This window comes from Actinomadura sp. 1N219, from assembly GCF_044326405.1.
GTDB lineage: Bacteria > Actinomycetota > Actinomycetes > Streptosporangiales > Streptosporangiaceae > Spirillospora.
In genome coordinates this window covers 41,026-55,965 of record NZ_JBIRAY010000005.1, presented here as the reverse complement: position 1 = coordinate 55,965, position 14,940 = coordinate 41,026, and the positions used below count along the sequence as shown (strand labels likewise).

The following is a 14,940-nucleotide window of genomic DNA, read 5'->3' as shown; positions in this document are numbered from 1 at the left end:
AGGGGCAGGTGCCGAGGCTCCGTGGCGTCCCTGGTGTCCGGCCACGGTGCCACTCACCTGAGACCAAGGCCGTGCAGCGAGAGGCGTCGGGCCTGTGAGCGGAACGTGACGGCAGCCCGGCCTACGCGGCCAGCTTCTCGAGGCCGGTCCGGACCCAGCTGAGGCCCAGTTCGTCGGCGACGTTCCGAGCGGACTCGATGAGTGTGGCGCGCTCAGGATCGTCCTTGGGCAGCTCACCGGCGAGCAGCAGCTGGGCCGCGGCGATCTGCGGACGGATGCCTGCTGCGGAGCGCAGGTGAAGCGAGCGCCGCAGCATGCGCAGCCCCTCCTCGCGATCGCCGTCGTTGATGACATGCCAGGCCAGGTGGCGGAGCACGATGGACTCGAGGATCAAGTCGCCTTCCTGGCGGGAGGCCTGCAGAGCCGTGGCGTAGTGCGCCCTTGCGGCAACGCTGTCTTCGCGGACGTTGTCGAGGAGCGCAGCCCAGTGGAACTCGGCCCATCCGTGCGTCGTCGGGTCGGCGGCGGCGAAACGGTACCCGGCCTCTGCGGTCTCGTAGTCCCCTGGCAGCGGGTCCAGCTGGAAGAGCAGGCGGGTGTAGGCGAGCCGGGCGGTGAGCAGACGGGCTTGCAGCGATTCCGGATCGAGGGCGGCTATCGCGTCGGCTGCGGCTTCGATGCCGTCGACTCGGAACAAGAACCGCTCGTACAGGATCTCGGCCTTCAGTTCGAGCGCTTCGGTGCTCTCTTCTTCGGCCAGCACTGCAGCGGCGCGATCCCAATCACCGAGCACGTGAAGGCGGCGAGCCACACCAAGGCGCATGTAGGCGTCATTAACGATCATGCCGCCTACACTAGAATCCAGGAATGTAGGCGGTCAAGCTCAGTACAACAACTACATGGAGAACATGACTCGCCCGGCAGCCGCCGCCTCGGGCAAGGGCGCCGCGCAGCGGGTCGTCGCGGCGGGTGGCCTGGCCGGTGTTCCAGGTGGCGGTGAGCTGGTCGAACAGGTCGGTGAGGAACCGGGCCGCCTCGCGTGTCCTGGGGCTCCGGCGGCCCAGGTCGTGGGCGAAAGCGCGCAGCGTCGCGGTGGTGTCGGGTGGTGGCGCGGGTTTGCCGGACGGGCTGGGCAGCACCCGGGGGCAGGGTGCGCATCACTGGCGGGCACCGGGGTGCAGGCGGCCGATGGCGGGCAGGAACCGGCCGACGCGGGCGGCATAGGCGGCGTAGGCATCTGCGTGGACGGCCCACAGGTAGGGCTCTTCGACGATGCGGACCTGCAACTGGAACGCCACCGCGGTGAGGGCCAGGCCGGTGAGCGCGAGCGGGTTGGGGACCATGGCCGTCAGTCCGGCCGCGGTGGCGATCATGACGGTGAAGATGGGGTTGCGGACCAGGGCGAACGGCCCGCCGGTGACCAGGGCGGTGCGCTCGGCCTCGTCGACGCCGATCCGCCAGGAGGCGCCCATGGACGCCTGCGCGGCCAGGGTGGCGGCCACTCCCAGCAGTGCCAGCGCGGTTCCGCCGGTCCTCAGCCATGCCTGGTCGAGGGCGGCGATGGGATCCAGACCGGCAAGCGCAGCGATCGGCCCGGTCGCGCCGATGACCAGCGCGGCGATGGACAGGGCCCGCACCCACCACTGTGTGCTGCCGCGCGGCAGGCCGCCGCCGCGGAAGCCGGTGTCACCGGTGCGGCGCCATTGCGTCCAGGACCGAAGCCCGAACGCCAGGGCGGCCCAGAGCAGGTAGATGATCAGCGCGGCAATCGCCACGATGCCCTCCGTGAGACTCGATCAGGGACGTTAGACAGGGCAGGGGCAGTGGAGCTCAGGAGCAGCAGGCGCAGCCGGGCCCGCAGGGCGCGCAGTCGTCGCTCCCTCTCGCGCCCGTGGCCAAGGCGTCGACGGCGGCGGTGGCCTCCGCCGGAGTGGGACGGGCGCAGCAGGCTTTGCCGCGCCAGGCTTCGCGGCCTTCCTTGACCGCGACGGCCGCGATGACCAGCGCGGCGATCGGGTCCGCCCACGCCCAGCCGAACAGGCTGTTGACCGCCAGCCCGACCAGCAGCACACCCGACAGGTAGGTGCAGAGCAGGGTCTGCTTGGAGTCGACGACCGCGCTGGCCGACCCGAGTTCGCGGCCGGCCCGCCGCTGCGCGAACGACAGGAACGGCATGATCGCCAGCGACAGGGCGGCCAGGACCAGCCCGGGCGTAGAGCGCCCGGCCTGGCCGTCGCCGACCAGGACGCGGATCGAGTCGGCGGTGACGTAGGCGGCCAGCGCGAAGAACGAGACCGCGATGATCCGCAGCGCGCGCTGCTCGCGCCGCTCGACCACCTCCGGGTCGAGCGCGGAGAACTGCCAGGCGACCGCGGCGGCGGAGGCGACCTCGATCACCGAGTCCAGCCCGAACGCCACCAGCGCCCCCGACGAGGCGAGCGTCCCGGCGCCGATCGCGACGACGGCCTCGAACACGTTGTAGGTGATGGTGGCGGCCACAAGCCACCGCATCCGCCGCGCCAGGACCACCCGGCGTACCGGCGAGGGTGCCACCGACGACATGGTCATGTCGGCGGCCGTCCCTCGGGAGCGCATGCGCCCACCGGCTGGTCGGCGCCGTCGCCGTAGGTGGGGCAGAGTGCGACGGCGCGGTCGGTGACGGCCAGCAGGTGCTCGGCCGAGCGCAGCAGGTCCAGCAACTCCGGGGTCGCGATGAAGTAGAACGACTGGCGCCCCTCTGCGCGGTAGTCGATCAGCTTGCAGCCCCGCAGGCAGCCCAGGTGCTTGGACACCGTGGACTGCGCCAGCCCGAGTTCGCGGGTCAGATCCACGACCCGGGCCTCGCCCCGCGCCAGCCGCTGCACGATCGACAGCCGCACCGGGTCGGCCAGGGAGTGGAACAGCGCCGCCGCCGGCGCAAGCCCGTCCAGCGAAGTCATTCCACAATCAGAATCAATCGCCATAGCGCGATGATAGTCCTGGGATGTGATCGGTCAAGGGGTGGAGAGCGGCCCGTGGCGTCGACAACATCACCAACAGCGACGAGGGCAACTGCAGAGCCACGGGTCAGATCGCTGATGTAGGCAACGTAACGCACTTGACCGCCTATCGCCCTCGCTCTCATAGTAGGTGGCATGAGCGTTAATGCCGCCTACAAGTTCGCCGACGATGCCGCGCCGGCCGAGAAGGATTCCCTTCTCGGTGGGTACTGCGACGCACAAGTCACCTGCACCCGGATGCTGTTTGGGATCGAGCCTCGACCGGATGAGGGGGAGCGGGCTCGGACGGGCTTCACCGCCGCGACCGTCAAGCACCCGGACCTGATGCCGGGGTCCTATGCGATCAGGGACCTGGTCGGCCGGACGTCTCGCCTTCGTGCTGCCCGGGACGCTCGCCCCCAGATCGCGCAGGAGACCGCGGCGCGTGCAGCCCGCGAATTCAGGCTCATCTGGCCGATCAAGGGTTTGTGAAAATGATCGCCGACATCGACCTGGGCAAGGGGCTGCGGCTGCGCACCTTGACCGCGCATGACGTCGCCCTCGTGGTCGAGGCCACCGGCGCCGAGACGGCACATGCCCTGTGGGGGCCGCGCCCAGCCGGGCCCTACACGCCTCGCGATGCGCGCGCGGCGCTGAACGCCTGGGATCCAGATGCGGGACGCCAAGCGTCCTACGGATTGCTCAAGAACGACCGCCTGCTCGGAGCCTTGGGCCTGATGATCGACGGCCCGCACAGCGCCGAACTCGCCTACTGGGTGCGCCCGGAAAGCCGCCGCCAAGGCCTGGCCCTGCGCGGTATCAACGCGCTGACCTGCTGGACGCACGACGAACTGGGCCTAGACCGGATCTGGCTTGAGATCAACCCCGTCAACACCCCTTCGCTGCGTCTGGCCGACCGCGCCGGCTACCAGTACGAACAACGCCTCCCACACCATTGCCGTACTTGGACCAACCCCGACCCCGAGCACGACACCTGGCACGACTGCATGATCTGGGCGCACACCAACTCCACGACGCCACCGCCCATCTGAAACCGCACCACCCTGTGCCAGGTGAGAGTTCATCGATGCCGGGCGGTCGGCACCACCGCCTGGCTCGGCCGTGCTGCAGCAGGCCGCACCCGGCAGTCCCACTCACCTTGCACCTCGGCACGCTCGGCAAAACCAAGGTGAAGGCGTCCCGGCCGTACGGGCGTACGCGACGTCGCGGCGTCTGGGGCTCCGCCACCACGATCACACCGGCGGCGCCATTGCGGCGGCGACGGTACTCGCGCCGATCAGGGCCACCAGCCAGCTGGCCAACACCAGCAGACAGTGACGATGGGGCCCTTCCCGGGCCGGTCAGCAGGGCTTTCATTGAGGTCTACGAATGGTCCGGGGAACAGGTTGGTGCGGATGAGCCGTCAAAGACGGCCATCGAGTACTCGGTAAGGCCGCTGCTCGGGTCGGTGACGGACGTCTCAAGCGTGACGTCGAACAGCGACGACGTCACCGTCGCTGTCGCTCGCGCCCTCGTGCTCCACAGCGCCCCGGCAGCCTGGGCTGAGAAACGCGGCGAGCCTTTCGGACTTGTCGTGCTGGTTTCGGGCAGCCGGGCACCGTCCTCCCTGGCCTGCGGTTCTCACCTGCCGCCCGCTCGGGGCTGCAGGAAGCGGTGGGCCGGTACCGTCAGGCTGCTGCTGCCTCGTCTGCTCGAAGGTCGGGCAGCTGGGACGGCGTGTGCCCCGCCACGCCACCTGACCAGTCTCGGCACCTGCGGTCGCTGTTTCCTGAGTAGGGTCTTCGGTCGGGTGTTCCGCGGAGCCGGCCTGCGCGCGTGTCGGCGGGCTCTCGTCCGGTGTGGGCACCCTGGGCGGTGACGGCCCAAAGTAGGGTCCCGAAAAACTCAGCGCGCTTGCGGTGTCGAGAATGCGGCACCGGCTCCGTCCTAGCTGCATCAGCGGCTGCAGGGGCCCGCACGACGAGGAAGGAATCGCCATGACGATCCGGCGGATGGACAACGTGCTCATCGTCGTCGAAGACCTTGAGGCCGCTATCGCGTTCTTCACCGAACTCGGCATGGAGCTGGAGGGCAGGGGGCTTGTCGAGGGGGAGTGGGTCGGGCGTGTGATCGGGCTCGAGGGCGTCCGTACCGACATCGTCATGATGCGGACCCCGGACGGGCACGGGCGGGTCGAGCTGTCGAAGTTCCACTCGCCTCCGGCGATCAGCGGTGAGCCGCGGAACGCGCCGGCGAACACGCTGGGCATGCGCCGCATCATGTTCCTCGTCGAAGACCTCGACGACGTCGTCACCCGCCTGCGCACGCACGGCGCCGAACTCGTCGGCGAGGTGGCGCAGTACGAGGACAGCTACCGGCTCTGCTTCATCCGCGGCCCCGAGGGGCTCATCGTCGGGCTGTCCGAGCAGCTCGGCTGACGGCCACCTCGCAGCCGGGCTGCGACCGGCCAGAACGATCCGCTGGACGGACCAAGGAACGACGACGAAGGGCTGACCGTGCAACCGAACGAGATCACCGAGGTTCTGAACCGGCCGATCGCGCAAGAGCTGCTGGCCCGCGACGTGACCCGCATGGCCTACGTCGCCAAGGACGGCACTCCCCGCAACATCCCGATCATCTTCGCCTGGAACGGATCGGAGATCGTCGTGTGCACGCCGAAGAACGCTCCGAAGCTCCAGGCCCTGAGGGAGAACCCGATGGTCGCCCTGACCATCGACACCGAGGCGCACCCGCCCAAGATCCTTCTCATCCGCGGCCGGGCCGAGCTGGACTATGTCGACGGCATCCCGGACGAGTACCTCCAGACGACCAGCACCTATGACATGTCGCCCGAGCAGCGGGTCGAGTGGGAGGCGGAGGTGCGTTCGCTGTACCACGACGGCATGGTCCGGATCGTCGTGACCCCGACGTGGGCGAAGCTGATCGACTTCGAGACGACCCTGCCGAGCCCGGTCGAGGAACTGATCCGACAGCGGGAGGAGCGTCAGCGCAGCTGAGCGACGCGCTGTCGGCGGCCTGACCACGCGCCAGATCGCGCAGGCCTACCTCGTGCCGGAGGCGACCATGGCCAGCGCGTCAGCCGGGCAGAACGGACCGTCTCGGGCGAAAGGCTCAACCGGCCCGGTGCCGTCGCCACCGTGCTGCGCGTCCGTACCTACTCTTCGACGAGGGCTACTCGGGCCGACGTCGACCTTGCAGCCGTGGCGATCCGGCTCACGCGCCGGCCGGCGTCCGAGACGGGCCATGAGGAGGTCGCGGGGCTGCTCGCGCTCATAGTGCTGCGCCACGCGCGGCGTCCGGCACGCGCCGGCCCCGGCGGGGGGCTCGTGCCGCTGGCCGAGCAGGACCGCGGCTTGTGGGACACGTGCCTGATCAGCGAGGGCGTCGGCGTCCTGCAGGCGGCCTTCGCCCGCGGCCGCCTGGGCGGGTTCCAGGTCCAGGCGGCCATCGCGGCACTGCACGCCGACGCCCCGGCGGCCGGGGAGGCCGACTGGGTGCAGATCGTCGAGCGGTACGACGTAGGCCGGACGCCGATCCGCGCGGGGGCCGGGCGATTCACTCCTGCCACACGGGTCCGGTCGCCTCGTGTCTCTCCGAAGGGGCAGGTCGGCGCCGGTCCGTTCCGGCGATCCCGTTCAGGGACGGGTCAGTGCAGGGGGGTGAAGAAGGCGTGGATGTCGGTGGTCAGGGGGGCGGGTTGTTCCATGGCGGCGAAGTGGCCGCCGCGGTCGAACGTCGTCCAGTGGGCGGCGACGCCCTCGGGGTCGACCAGCGGCCGGACCGCGGGGTCGGCGGAGAACTCGGCGATGCCGACCGGGACCGCGCCGGGGGAGCCGTCGCCGGGCCGCACGGGCCGGGAGAGGTCCTGGTGCAGCTCGTAGACGAAGTGCGCGGACGAGACGCCGAGCCCGCCCAGCCAGTACAGGGTCACCTTGGTCAGCAGGTGGTCGCGGTCGACGGCGTCGTCGGGCAGTTCGGCGGCGGGGTCGGTCCACTCCTTGAACTTCTCGGCGATCCAGGCGAGCTGGGCGGCGGGCGAGTCGTTGAGGCCGTAGCCGAGGGTCTGGGGCCGGGTGGACTGGATCTGGAAGTTGCCCATGCCGTCCTCGGCGAACGCGATGCCGGGCCGGACGCCCATCGTCCCGTCCGGGGACAGGACGCCGAGCATGTCGTCGGTGGAGGCGAGGGACAGGTGCAGGCCGGCGATCCGTCCGGGGGCGAGCAGCCGCATGGTGTTCGCCACTCCCGACCCGGCGTCGAAGGCGTGCACGCCGTAGCGCTCGTAGCCGAGGCGGGCCATCAGCTCGATGAGGGCTTCGGCGGAGCGGTTGACGCCCCATCCGGCGTCCCGGACGGGCGTGGAGAACCCGAATCCCGGCAGGGACGGCGCCACGACGTGGAACCGCTCCGTCAGCGGCCCGATGACCTTCATGAAGTCGGCGGGGGAGCCGGGCCACCCGTGCAGGAGGACGATCGGCAGCGCGGCGGGGTCGGCGGCGCGGGCGTGCGCGAAGTGGAAGGTCTGGCCGTCGATCCGCGTGGTGAACTGCGGGATCGCGTTCAGTTCCGCCTCGTGCCGCCGCCAGTCGTAGCCGTCGCGCCAGTAGGCGGCCAGCTCGCGCAGGTAGCCGACCGGGACGCCGCGGCTCCAGCCGCCGCCGGGCGCCTCGGCGGGCCAGCGGGTCCGCGCGAGCCGGTCGCGCAGGTCGTCGAGGTCGGCCTGCGGGACGTCGATGCGGAACGGGCGGATGCCGTGCTGTGAAGTCGTCATGACCGCGACGCTACGGGCCCTTGTGGAACGTACGGTTCCTCAATGTCTGCGAGGATCGACAAATGTTGGAGACCTCGGTGCGGCTGCTGCGGCTGCTGGCGCTTTTGCAGGCGCGTCCGGTCTGGTCGGGCGCGGAGCTGGCGGGACGGCTGGAGGTGACGACCAGGACCGTCCGCAACGACGTCGAGCGGCTGCGCATCCTCGGCTACCGGGTGGAGTCGGCGACGGGGACGTCCGGCGGGTACCGGCTGGGCGCGGGCGGGGCGCTGCCGCCGCTGCTGCTGGACGACGAGGAGGCGGTCGCGGTGGCGGTCAGCCTGCACGCCGCCGCGTCCGGCACCGTCTCGGGCATCGAGGAGACGTCGCTGCGCGCGCTGACCAAGCTGCAGCGGATGCTGCCGCCGCGGCTGCGGCACCGGACCGGGGCGCTGCGGGCCGCGACGGTGTCGGTCGCCGGACGCGGCCCCGTCGTGGACGCCGCGACGCTGACCGCCATCGCCGCCGCGATCCGCGATCACGAGCGGCTGCGGTTCGACTACCGCGGCCACGACGGGACGGAGGGCGCGCGCGTGGTCGAGCCGCACCGCCTCGTCTACACCGGCCGCCGCTGGTACCTGCTGGCCTGGGACACCGGCCGCGACGACTGGCGGACGTTCCGCGCCGACCGGATCACCCCGCGCACGCCGAACGGGCCGCGGTTCGCCCCGCGCGAGCCTCCCGGCGGCGACGCCGCGGCACACGTCGTGCGCGGTGCGGGCTCGCGCGGCTGGCGGTATCCGGCGCGAGTGCGGTTGCACGCCCCGATCGAGGCGCTCGCCGAACGGCTCGCGCCCGCGGCGGGCCTGCTGCAGAGCGTGGACGAGGACACGACCGTGCTGGAGACGGGCGGTGACTCGCTGCACGATCTGGCGGGGTTCCTGGGCAGCCTCGACGTGGAGTTCACGGTCTTGGAGCCCGCGGAGCTCCGCGATCATCTGCGCGTCCTGGCCCGCCGTTACGCGTCGGCGGCCGGAGACGCGTGACGAGCGTCCCCCGGGACGGCTTGACGAGCGGGCGCGCGAGCGCGCATGCGCGGAGGCCGCGGAGCGTTCCCGGCCGTCGTCGGCATCGCGAGGTCTCGTGACAGGCGTCGAGCAGGGCTATTCTCAGGCCTCGTCTGAGAGGCACAGGAGGCTGCGGTGGCCGAGACGACGCCGGACGAGGCGACGCTGACCAAGGCGATGGTGGCCGAGGTGATGGCCGAGCTGGCCGCGCTCGAGGATCCGAAGATCCGTGCGGTGAACGAGAAGCACGGCGACGACCACGGCGTGAACCTCGGCAAGCTACGCGCGGTCGCGAAGCGGCTGAAGACGCAGCAGGAGCTCGCGCGCCGGCTCTGGGCGACGGGTGACAGCTCGGCGCGGCTGCTGGCGCTGCTGATCTGCCGTCCGAAGGCGTTCGGGCGGGACGAGCTGGACGTCATGCTGCGCGAGGCGCGCCGGCCCAAGGTGCACGACTGGCTCGTGAACTACGTCGTGAAGAAGAGCCCGCACGCCGAGGAGCTGCGCCTGGCCTGGTTCAACGACCCGGATCCGGTGGTCGCGAGCGCCGGCTGGGCGCTGACGACCGCGAGGGTGGCGAAGAGCCCCGACGGCCTGGACCTCGCGGGGCTGCTCGACATCGTCGAGGCGCGGATGAAGGACGCCCCGGACCGCCTGCAGTGGGCGATGAACGAGTGCCTGAGCACCATCGGGATCGAGCACGCCGGGCACCGCGCCCGCGCCGTCGAGATCGGCGAGCGGCTGGAGGTGCTCAAGGACTATCCGACGCCGCCGGGCTGCACCTCGCCGTTCGCGCCCGCCTGGATCGCCGAGATGGTGCGGCGGCGCGGCGCGTAGCGGGGTCCGCGCTCGCGCCGCGAGATAATCTCAACATTGAGATTGTGGATCGAGGAGGACCCATGGCCGACGCGGTGGACGCGATCCTGGCGCAGTGGGAGCGCGAGCGGCCCGACCTGGACTCGTCCCCGATGGGCGTCATCGGGCGGATCTCCCGGGCGCAGCAGCTGCTGGGCCGGGAGCTGAAGGACTTCTTCGCCGCGCACGGGCTGGAGAGCTGGGAGTTCGACGTGCTGGCGACGCTGCGCCGGCACGGCGCCCCCTACGAGCTGACGGCGGGCGGGCTGCTGCGGGCGGCGATGGTCACCTCGGGGGCGATCACCAACCGGATCGACCGGATGGAGGCCAAGGGGCTGGTCGAGCGTGTCCGGGACGCCGGCGACCGCCGATCGGTGCGGATCCGGCTGACGGCGCGGGGGCTGGAGGTCGTGGACGAGCTGGTGGGCCTGCACGTCGCCAACGAGGAGCGGCTGCTGGCGGGGCTGGACGCGGCCGGGCGGGAGCGGCTGGCGGGGGCGCTGCGCACGCTGCTGGAGTCGCTGGGCGACACCTCCCTCGGCTGATCCCCGGGGGCCCGGTGGCCCGGGCCTGCGCGGGGCGGCGGTCAGGGCCGGGTGGAGAAGCGGATCAGGGCTGGGTGAAGGAGCGGATGGCCTGGGCGGCGCGGTCGGCGATCGCGGCGAGGTGGTCGGCGAGCTCGGGCGGGTCGAGCAGGGTGTAGTCCACGGTCAGCAGGGTGACGCGGTAGGCCAGGAACCGCAGCGAGTCCGACCGGGTGTGCAGGATGCAGGTGTGGTCGTCGACCGGTTCCAGGACGCCCTGCCACGCGGTGACGTGCTGGGCGGCGTCCTCGGCGGGGAGGTGGAGCAGCAGCCGGGCGCGGATCGTCCCGGACCCGCCGGCGAGGGCGTCCATCGCCCAGGTGACGGCGTCGGCGCCGCCGGGCAGCTCGCGTTCGGGGCCGCGGACGCCGGTGCGGTGCGGGCCGGTGACGCGGTCGGCGCGGAAGGTGCGCCAGGCGGCGCGGTCCTCGTCGTAGGCGACCAGGTACCAGCGGCGGCCGGCGGCGACCAGGCGGTGCGGCTGCGCGTGCCGGCGCGTCTCGCGGCCGGCGGCGGCGGTGTAGGCGAAGCGAACTTTCTCGCGGGTGACGCAGGCGGCGGCGAGCAGGGCCAGGACGCCGGGGTCGGCGGCGGGCGGGGCGGCGTCCTGCGGGGGGAGGGACACCGCGGCCGCCGACAGCGCGGCGACGCGGCTCCGCAGCCGGTGGGGGAGGACCTGCTCCAGTTTGGCCAGGGCGCGCAGCGAGGTGTCCTCGATGCCGGTGACGGCGCCGGCGGCGGTGCGCAGGCCGATCGCGATGGCGATGGCCTCGTCGTCGTCCAGCACGAGGGGCGGCATCGCGGTGCCGGCGGTGAGCCGGTACCCGCCGGTGCTGCCGTGCGTGGCGTGGACGGGGTAGCCGAGCTCGCGGAGCCGGTCGACGTCGCGGCGGATGGTGCGGGCGGTGACGCCGAGCCGGCCGCCGAGTTCGGCGCCGGACCATTCGCGGGGGGTCTGCAGGAGGGACAGCAGCCGCAGCAGCCGTCCGGACGGGTCGCGCATGGTCCCCATCCTGCCGCCCATATAGGACGTTCACTGACCTATTGGCGGGTTAGCGTCGTAGGCGTCGGGTCGGGAACGAGATCCCGGCCCCGGTGAAGGAGGCAGGACATGCTGCGTGGATTCGCCACCCTCAACTTCTGGGCCGACGACATGGAGGCCGCCAAGGACTGGTACGCCGAGCTGCTGGGCGTGCAGCCGTACTTCAGCGTCCCCGGCCCGAACGGCGGGGCCGCCTACTACGAGTTCCGGGTCGGGGACTACGAGCACGAGCTGGGCCTCATCGACGCCCGGTTCCGTCCCGGCGGCGCGGACGCGGCGGGCCCGGGCGGCGCGATCATGTACTGGCACGTCGACGACCTGGAGGCGGCGGTGGCGCGGCTGCTGTCGCTGGGCGCGACCGAGCACGAGAAGATCACCGAGCGGGGCGAGGGGCGCGGGTTCGTCACCGCGTCGGTGCTCGACCCGTTCGGCAACATCCTGGGCGTGATGTCCAACCCGCACTACGTGCAGACGCTGGCCACGACCGGGCGGGGCTGAGCACCGGCCGCGTCCCGGCCGTGTCCCGGCGGCGGCCGGGCCGCGGGCGGGGCTAGCGTTAGGCTTCCCGATCAGGAGGAGGCTGCCGATGCTCCCGCCCGCCCGCACGCCCGAGCAGCGCAAACACGACGTCCTGGACCGGCTCGGCCGCGACGTGGACGCGTGGGTGGCCACCGCCGACCCGCGCACCGGCGCCCCCTACATGGTCCCGCTGTCGTTCCTTTGGGACAGCTTGTCGCTGCTGGTCGCGACGCCTGCGGAGAGCGTGACGGGGCGGAACCTGCGGGCGTCGGGGACGGCCCGCGTCGGGGTGGGCGGCACCCGCGACGTCGTCATGATCGACGGGACGGTGGAGGCGCTGGAGGCCGCGGAGCTGCCGGACGGCACGGCCGACGCGTTCGCCGCCCGGACCGGTTTCGAACCGCGTTCCCTGCCGGAGCACTACCTGTACTTCCGGGTGCGGCCGTCGCGGATCCAGGCGTGGCGTGAGGTCAACGAGCTGCCGGGACGCGACGTCATGCGCGACGGCGCATGGCTCGTGCCGGACTGAGACCCGTCCACCGAACGGGGGCGGGCGGTCAGGTGGGGCACCCGGCTCTCACCGGCGGGTGTGAGTTGGGTCTCTTGCCGCGCCGGGGCGTCACATCCGGGGGGTCGAAGGGGCTCTTACTTGTATGGAAGCATTCGCGATTCAGCCGCGCGAGATGACCTGCCACACGATCCTGCGCGCCGCGCACGACGCGTTCCTGCGGGACGCGGACCGGCTCGCGGCGGCGGTGGCGGCGGGCAAGGGCCGCGCCGCGCACGTCCGCGCGGGCTGGGAGAACTTCAAGGACCTGTTCCGCGCGCATCACGACCTGGAGGACCGGGTGCTGTGGCCGCGGGTGGAGCGGGCGGTCGGGGGACGCCGGGTGGAGCTGGCGGTGCTGGCGGAGGTCCGCGCCGAGCACGCCCGGCTCGAGCCGCTGATCGGCCGGGTCGACGCGGCGATGGAGGACGGCGGGGATCTGCGCCCGGCGGTGGCCGAGCTGCGCGCCGCGCTGGAGACCTACCTGCGGCATGAGGAGACCGGCGCGCTGCCGCTGGCGGAGTCGGTGCTGGCGGACGAGGAGTGGCGGGCGCTGGCCGACGAGGCCAGGCGGCGCTGCGAGGCCAGGACGCCGATGTTCGTGCCGTGGGTGGTGGACGGCATCGCGCCGATCGAGCGGAGCCGGTTCCTGACCGCGCTCCCGGCGCCGGTGCGGGACCTGAACCGGGTGATGTGGGAGCCGCACTACCGCAAGCGCCGCCTCTGGAGCGTCTGACCCGGCGCCCGCACGCCCGGCCGTCCCGCCCGGGTGGGGTCGGTGCGTGCGCGAGGGGGCGTCCGGGGGGATGTTTGCCGGCACTCGGCGGGGTAGGCGCGACACGGCGGCGGCTGCGGGCCGCCGCCCTGTGATGACCCCCCGATGGAAGGGACGCAGATGAACACCCCCCGAGTTCCCGGCGGCAGGTCCGGGAAGGTGAACGACTCCGGCGCGGCGACCGGCGCGGCGACCGGGAGGGCTACGGCGACGGCGCGGCGGGCCACCGGCGCGGCCAGGGGCACGGCGCGGGGCGTCCAGGACGGCGCCCGTAAGAGCGCGGGCCAGGTCAGCGAACGGGTCGGCGGACGGGTCGCGGCGCTGCCCGGGCGCCTCGCCGGGCTGGCGCGGCTGGTGACGCTCGCCAGGCTCCTGCGGGCCGCTCCGATCGCGGCGGCCGCCGCCGCGGGCGTCGCCGTCGGGCGCCTCACCGCCAGGAAACGCTGACCCGTGCCCCACCTGCGGCATCACGCCGCCCGCCGCCTTGACCGTCGGCTGACCGAAAGCAGGGGGCCCGTTTAGGCGGATCGGTGCGGGTACATCGGGGGGCGTGCCAGAACGAGACCCCCGATCGAGGGAGTGGATGACATGACTGGGCCGATCGCCCAGCAGACCTCGGGCACCGGTTACGTCCAGCGCGGCGGGTCGGGCAGCAGCCTGGCCGACGTCGTCGACCTGATCCTGGAGAAGGGCCTGGTCATCGACGTGTTCGCGCGGGTGTCGCTGGTGGGGATCGAGATCCTCACGGTGGACGTGCGGATCGTGGTCGCCAGCGTCGACACCTACCTGAGGTTCGCCGAGGCCTGCAACCGGCTCGACATCTCCCATGACGGCACCTCGCAGGGCCTGCCGCAGTTCGTGGAGGGCCTGCAGGAGTCGGGCGCGAAGAAGAAGACCCGCGGCGCGCTGGAAGGAGCGGGGGAGCGGCTGAAGGAGACCTTCGGCGGCGACTCCGGCGACTCCGGCGAGGAGGAGAAGCAGCCGGCGCGGCGCCGCTCGTCCCGCAAGAAGGAGGACGAGGAATGAGCACGCCGCAGCCCCCCGGCGGCCCCGCCCCCGGGGACCCGCAGTACGTCTACGGCGTGACCCGCTCGGGCGCGGCGCTGCCGCCCGAGGTGCACGGCCTGGACGACCGGCCGGTGTCGCTGGTGGAGGACGGCGGCGCGTGCGCCGCGGTCGTCAGCGCGCTGCCCGGCGGCCGGGCGCTCGGCGAGCGCGCCGACCTGGTGGCGCACCAGCGGGTGCTGAACGCGCTGGTCGGCGCCGGGACCGTGGTGGTGCCGTTCCGGTTCGGGGCGGCGATGGCCGACCGCGCCGCCGTGCAGAAGGAGCTGCTGGCCGCCAACGCCGGCCGCCTCGGGCAGGTCCTGGACGAGCTCGACGGCAAGGTCGAGCTGCGGCTGAAGGCCACCTACGTCCAGGAGACGGTGCTGCGCGAGATCATGGCGGCCGACCCGGAGATCGCCGAGCTGTCGCGGCGGCTGCGGGAGGTGCCGCCCGACATCGCCGACGCCGTCTACTACGACCGCGTCCGGCTCGGCGAGCTCATCGCGCAGGCGATGCAGCGGCGCCGCGACCGCGACGGGCAGGCCCTGCTGGACGGCGCCGCCCCGGCGGCCGAGGCGTTCACCAGCAAGCCGCCGGTCCGGGAGGAGGACGTCCTGGACGCCTCGTTCCTGGTCCGCGCCGACCGCCGCGCCGAGTTCGAGCAGGCCGTCGACGACCTGGGCCGGGCGCACGCCGACCGGGTCCGGGTCCGGCTGATCGGGCCGCTTCCGCCCTACGACTTCGTCCCGGAGGTCTGAGCC

20 protein-coding genes and 1 pseudogene are annotated in these 14,940 nt (G+C 72.5%); 14 read left to right on the top strand and 7 right to left on the bottom strand.

Translation table 11 applies throughout. The features are described 5' to 3' along the window. Nucleotides 1-121: 121 nt before the first annotated feature. From ACH35V_RS17685 to ACH35V_RS17665, 5 genes are read right to left on the bottom strand one after another with little or no spacing between them, the layout of a single operon-like run. A complete protein-coding gene (locus tag ACH35V_RS17685; protein ID WP_395973543.1) occupies nt 122-844 on the bottom strand; it encodes a hypothetical protein in 723 nt (240 codons plus the stop codon). A gap of 10 nt (nt 845-854) precedes the next feature. Further along, nucleotides 855-1,139 carry a hypothetical protein gene (locus ACH35V_RS17680; RefSeq protein ID WP_395973541.1) on the bottom strand — a complete coding sequence of 95 codons (285 nt, stop codon included), beginning with the start codon at nt 1,137-1,139 and terminating at the stop codon, nt 855-857. 18 nt (nt 1,140-1,157) lie between these two features. Further along, nucleotides 1,158-1,775: a methyltransferase family protein gene (locus ACH35V_RS17675; protein WP_395973540.1), complete on the bottom strand. Its 618-nt coding sequence runs from the start codon at nt 1,773-1,775 to the stop codon at nt 1,158-1,160. A 55-nt stretch (nt 1,776-1,830) separates the two neighbouring features. Beyond that, nucleotides 1,831-2,562, bottom strand: a complete 732-nt coding sequence (locus ACH35V_RS17670) for a cation transporter (RefSeq protein WP_395974147.1) — start codon at nt 2,560-2,562, stop codon at nt 1,831-1,833. Nucleotides 2,563-2,564: 2 nt separating this feature from the next. Continuing rightward, on the bottom strand, nt 2,565-2,939 hold the full coding sequence (locus ACH35V_RS17665) for an ArsR/SmtB family transcription factor (protein ID WP_395973539.1): 375 nt from the start codon (nt 2,937-2,939) through the stop codon (nt 2,565-2,567). A gap of 195 nt (nt 2,940-3,134) precedes the next feature. Between ACH35V_RS17665 and ACH35V_RS17660 the strand changes: the two genes are divergently transcribed. From ACH35V_RS17660 to ACH35V_RS17640, 5 genes and pseudogenes are all read left to right on the top strand, one after another. Beyond that, nucleotides 3,135-3,470 carry a hypothetical protein gene (locus ACH35V_RS17660; protein WP_395973537.1) on the top strand — a complete coding sequence of 112 codons (336 nt, stop codon included), beginning with the start codon at nt 3,135-3,137 and terminating at the stop codon, nt 3,468-3,470. A 2-nt stretch (nt 3,471-3,472) separates the two neighbouring features. Continuing rightward, complete coding sequence (locus ACH35V_RS17655) at nt 3,473-4,030, top strand: GNAT family N-acetyltransferase (RefSeq protein WP_395973536.1); 558 nt, start codon at nt 3,473-3,475, stop codon at nt 4,028-4,030. Between the two features lie 960 nt (nt 4,031-4,990). After that, nucleotides 4,991-5,416, top strand: a complete 426-nt coding sequence (locus ACH35V_RS17650) for a VOC family protein (protein WP_395974145.1) — start codon at nt 4,991-4,993, stop codon at nt 5,414-5,416. A gap of 78 nt (nt 5,417-5,494) precedes the next feature. Then, nucleotides 5,495-5,995: a pyridoxamine 5'-phosphate oxidase family protein gene (locus ACH35V_RS17645; RefSeq protein WP_395973534.1), complete on the top strand. Its 501-nt coding sequence runs from the start codon at nt 5,495-5,497 to the stop codon at nt 5,993-5,995. Next, nucleotides 5,994-6,517: pseudogene (locus ACH35V_RS17640) on the top strand (DUF6596 domain-containing protein); the annotation flags it as partial. The gene ACH35V_RS17645 and the pseudogene ACH35V_RS17640, both read left to right, overlap by 2 nt. A 128-nt stretch (nt 6,518-6,645) precedes the next feature. On the opposite strand, the gene ACH35V_RS17635 reads toward ACH35V_RS17640, so the two are convergent. Continuing rightward, nucleotides 6,646-7,770: an epoxide hydrolase family protein gene (locus tag ACH35V_RS17635; protein WP_395973533.1), complete on the bottom strand. Its 1,125-nt coding sequence runs from the start codon at nt 7,768-7,770 to the stop codon at nt 6,646-6,648. Between the two features lie 62 nt (nt 7,771-7,832). On the opposite strand from ACH35V_RS17635, the gene ACH35V_RS17630 reads away from it, so the two are divergent. The 3 genes from ACH35V_RS17630 (at nt 7,833) to ACH35V_RS17620 (ending at nt 10,210) form a co-directional block, all read left to right on the top strand. Beyond that, nucleotides 7,833-8,792: a helix-turn-helix transcriptional regulator gene (locus tag ACH35V_RS17630; protein WP_395973532.1), complete on the top strand. Its 960-nt coding sequence runs from the start codon at nt 7,833-7,835 to the stop codon at nt 8,790-8,792. 198 nt (nt 8,793-8,990) lie between these two features. Further along, nucleotides 8,991-9,647 carry a DNA alkylation repair protein gene (locus ACH35V_RS17625; RefSeq protein ID WP_395974143.1) on the top strand — a complete coding sequence of 219 codons (657 nt, stop codon included), beginning with the start codon at nt 8,991-8,993 and terminating at the stop codon, nt 9,645-9,647. A 62-nt stretch (nt 9,648-9,709) separates the two neighbouring features. After that, a complete protein-coding gene (locus tag ACH35V_RS17620; protein ID WP_395973531.1) occupies nt 9,710-10,210 on the top strand; it encodes a MarR family winged helix-turn-helix transcriptional regulator in 501 nt (166 codons plus the stop codon). 64 nt (nt 10,211-10,274) lie between these two features. Here ACH35V_RS17620 and ACH35V_RS17615 read toward each other — a convergent pair whose 3' ends face one another. Further along, entirely contained in the window at nt 10,275-11,252 is a 978-nt protein-coding gene (locus tag ACH35V_RS17615; RefSeq protein ID WP_395973530.1) for a helix-turn-helix transcriptional regulator, read from the bottom strand. Nucleotides 11,253-11,360: 108 nt separating this feature from the next. Here ACH35V_RS17615 and ACH35V_RS17610 point away from each other — a divergent pair, with 108 nt between their 5' ends. The 6 genes from ACH35V_RS17610 (at nt 11,361) to ACH35V_RS17585 (ending at nt 14,937) form a co-directional block, all read left to right on the top strand. After that, nucleotides 11,361-11,789, top strand: a complete 429-nt coding sequence (locus ACH35V_RS17610) for a VOC family protein (protein WP_395973529.1) — start codon at nt 11,361-11,363, stop codon at nt 11,787-11,789. 88 nt (nt 11,790-11,877) lie between these two features. Then, nucleotides 11,878-12,339: a pyridoxamine 5'-phosphate oxidase family protein gene (locus ACH35V_RS17605; protein WP_395973528.1), complete on the top strand. Its 462-nt coding sequence runs from the start codon at nt 11,878-11,880 to the stop codon at nt 12,337-12,339. A 124-nt stretch (nt 12,340-12,463) separates the two neighbouring features. Continuing rightward, nucleotides 12,464-13,093, top strand: a complete 630-nt coding sequence (locus ACH35V_RS17600) for a hemerythrin domain-containing protein (protein ID WP_395973527.1) — start codon at nt 12,464-12,466, stop codon at nt 13,091-13,093. A 159-nt stretch (nt 13,094-13,252) separates the two neighbouring features. Next, nucleotides 13,253-13,579 carry a hypothetical protein gene (locus ACH35V_RS17595; protein ID WP_395973525.1) on the top strand — a complete coding sequence of 109 codons (327 nt, stop codon included), beginning with the start codon at nt 13,253-13,255 and terminating at the stop codon, nt 13,577-13,579. Nucleotides 13,580-13,720: 141 nt separating this feature from the next. Further along, on the top strand, nt 13,721-14,158 hold the full coding sequence (gvpJ, locus tag ACH35V_RS17590; RefSeq protein WP_395973523.1) for a gas vesicle protein GvpJ: 438 nt from the start codon (nt 13,721-13,723) through the stop codon (nt 14,156-14,158). Beyond that, entirely contained in the window at nt 14,155-14,937 is a 783-nt protein-coding gene (locus ACH35V_RS17585; RefSeq protein WP_395973521.1) for a GvpL/GvpF family gas vesicle protein, read from the top strand. The genes gvpJ and ACH35V_RS17585 overlap by 4 nt, the downstream gene beginning before the upstream one ends. Nucleotides 14,938-14,940 lie beyond the last annotated feature (3 nt).

Excerpts from the sequence above, each read along its gene's own strand:
- ACH35V_RS17685 (WP_395973543.1), bottom strand. The coding sequence starts at position 844 with ATGATCGTTAATGACGCCTACATGCGCCTTGGTGTGGCTCGCCGCCTT.
- ACH35V_RS17670 (WP_395974147.1), bottom strand. The coding sequence starts at position 2,562 with ATGTCGTCGGTGGCACCCTCGCCGGTACGCCGGGTGGTCCTGGCGCGG.
- ACH35V_RS17665 (WP_395973539.1), bottom strand. The coding sequence starts at position 2,939 with ATGACTTCGCTGGACGGGCTTGCGCCGGCGGCGGCGCTGTTCCACTCC.
- ACH35V_RS17660 (WP_395973537.1), top strand. The coding sequence starts at position 3,135 with ATGAGCGTTAATGCCGCCTACAAGTTCGCCGACGATGCCGCGCCGGCC.
- ACH35V_RS17655 (WP_395973536.1), top strand. The coding sequence starts at position 3,473 with ATGATCGCCGACATCGACCTGGGCAAGGGGCTGCGGCTGCGCACCTTG.
- ACH35V_RS17650 (WP_395974145.1), top strand. The coding sequence starts at position 4,991 with ATGGACAACGTGCTCATCGTCGTCGAAGACCTTGAGGCCGCTATCGCG.
- ACH35V_RS17635 (WP_395973533.1), bottom strand. The coding sequence starts at position 7,770 with ATGACGACTTCACAGCACGGCATCCGCCCGTTCCGCATCGACGTCCCG.
- ACH35V_RS17630 (WP_395973532.1), top strand. The coding sequence starts at position 7,833 with ATGTTGGAGACCTCGGTGCGGCTGCTGCGGCTGCTGGCGCTTTTGCAG.
- ACH35V_RS17625 (WP_395974143.1), top strand. The coding sequence starts at position 8,991 with ATGGTGGCCGAGGTGATGGCCGAGCTGGCCGCGCTCGAGGATCCGAAG.
- ACH35V_RS17620 (WP_395973531.1), top strand. The coding sequence starts at position 9,710 with ATGGCCGACGCGGTGGACGCGATCCTGGCGCAGTGGGAGCGCGAGCGG.
- ACH35V_RS17615 (WP_395973530.1), bottom strand. The coding sequence starts at position 11,252 with ATGCGCGACCCGTCCGGACGGCTGCTGCGGCTGCTGTCCCTCCTGCAG.
- ACH35V_RS17610 (WP_395973529.1), top strand. The coding sequence starts at position 11,361 with ATGCTGCGTGGATTCGCCACCCTCAACTTCTGGGCCGACGACATGGAG.
- ACH35V_RS17605 (WP_395973528.1), top strand. The coding sequence starts at position 11,878 with ATGCTCCCGCCCGCCCGCACGCCCGAGCAGCGCAAACACGACGTCCTG.
- ACH35V_RS17600 (WP_395973527.1), top strand. The coding sequence starts at position 12,464 with ATGGAAGCATTCGCGATTCAGCCGCGCGAGATGACCTGCCACACGATC.
- ACH35V_RS17595 (WP_395973525.1), top strand. The coding sequence starts at position 13,253 with ATGAACACCCCCCGAGTTCCCGGCGGCAGGTCCGGGAAGGTGAACGAC.
- gvpJ (WP_395973523.1), top strand. The coding sequence starts at position 13,721 with ATGACTGGGCCGATCGCCCAGCAGACCTCGGGCACCGGTTACGTCCAG.
- ACH35V_RS17585 (WP_395973521.1), top strand. The coding sequence starts at position 14,155 with ATGAGCACGCCGCAGCCCCCCGGCGGCCCCGCCCCCGGGGACCCGCAG.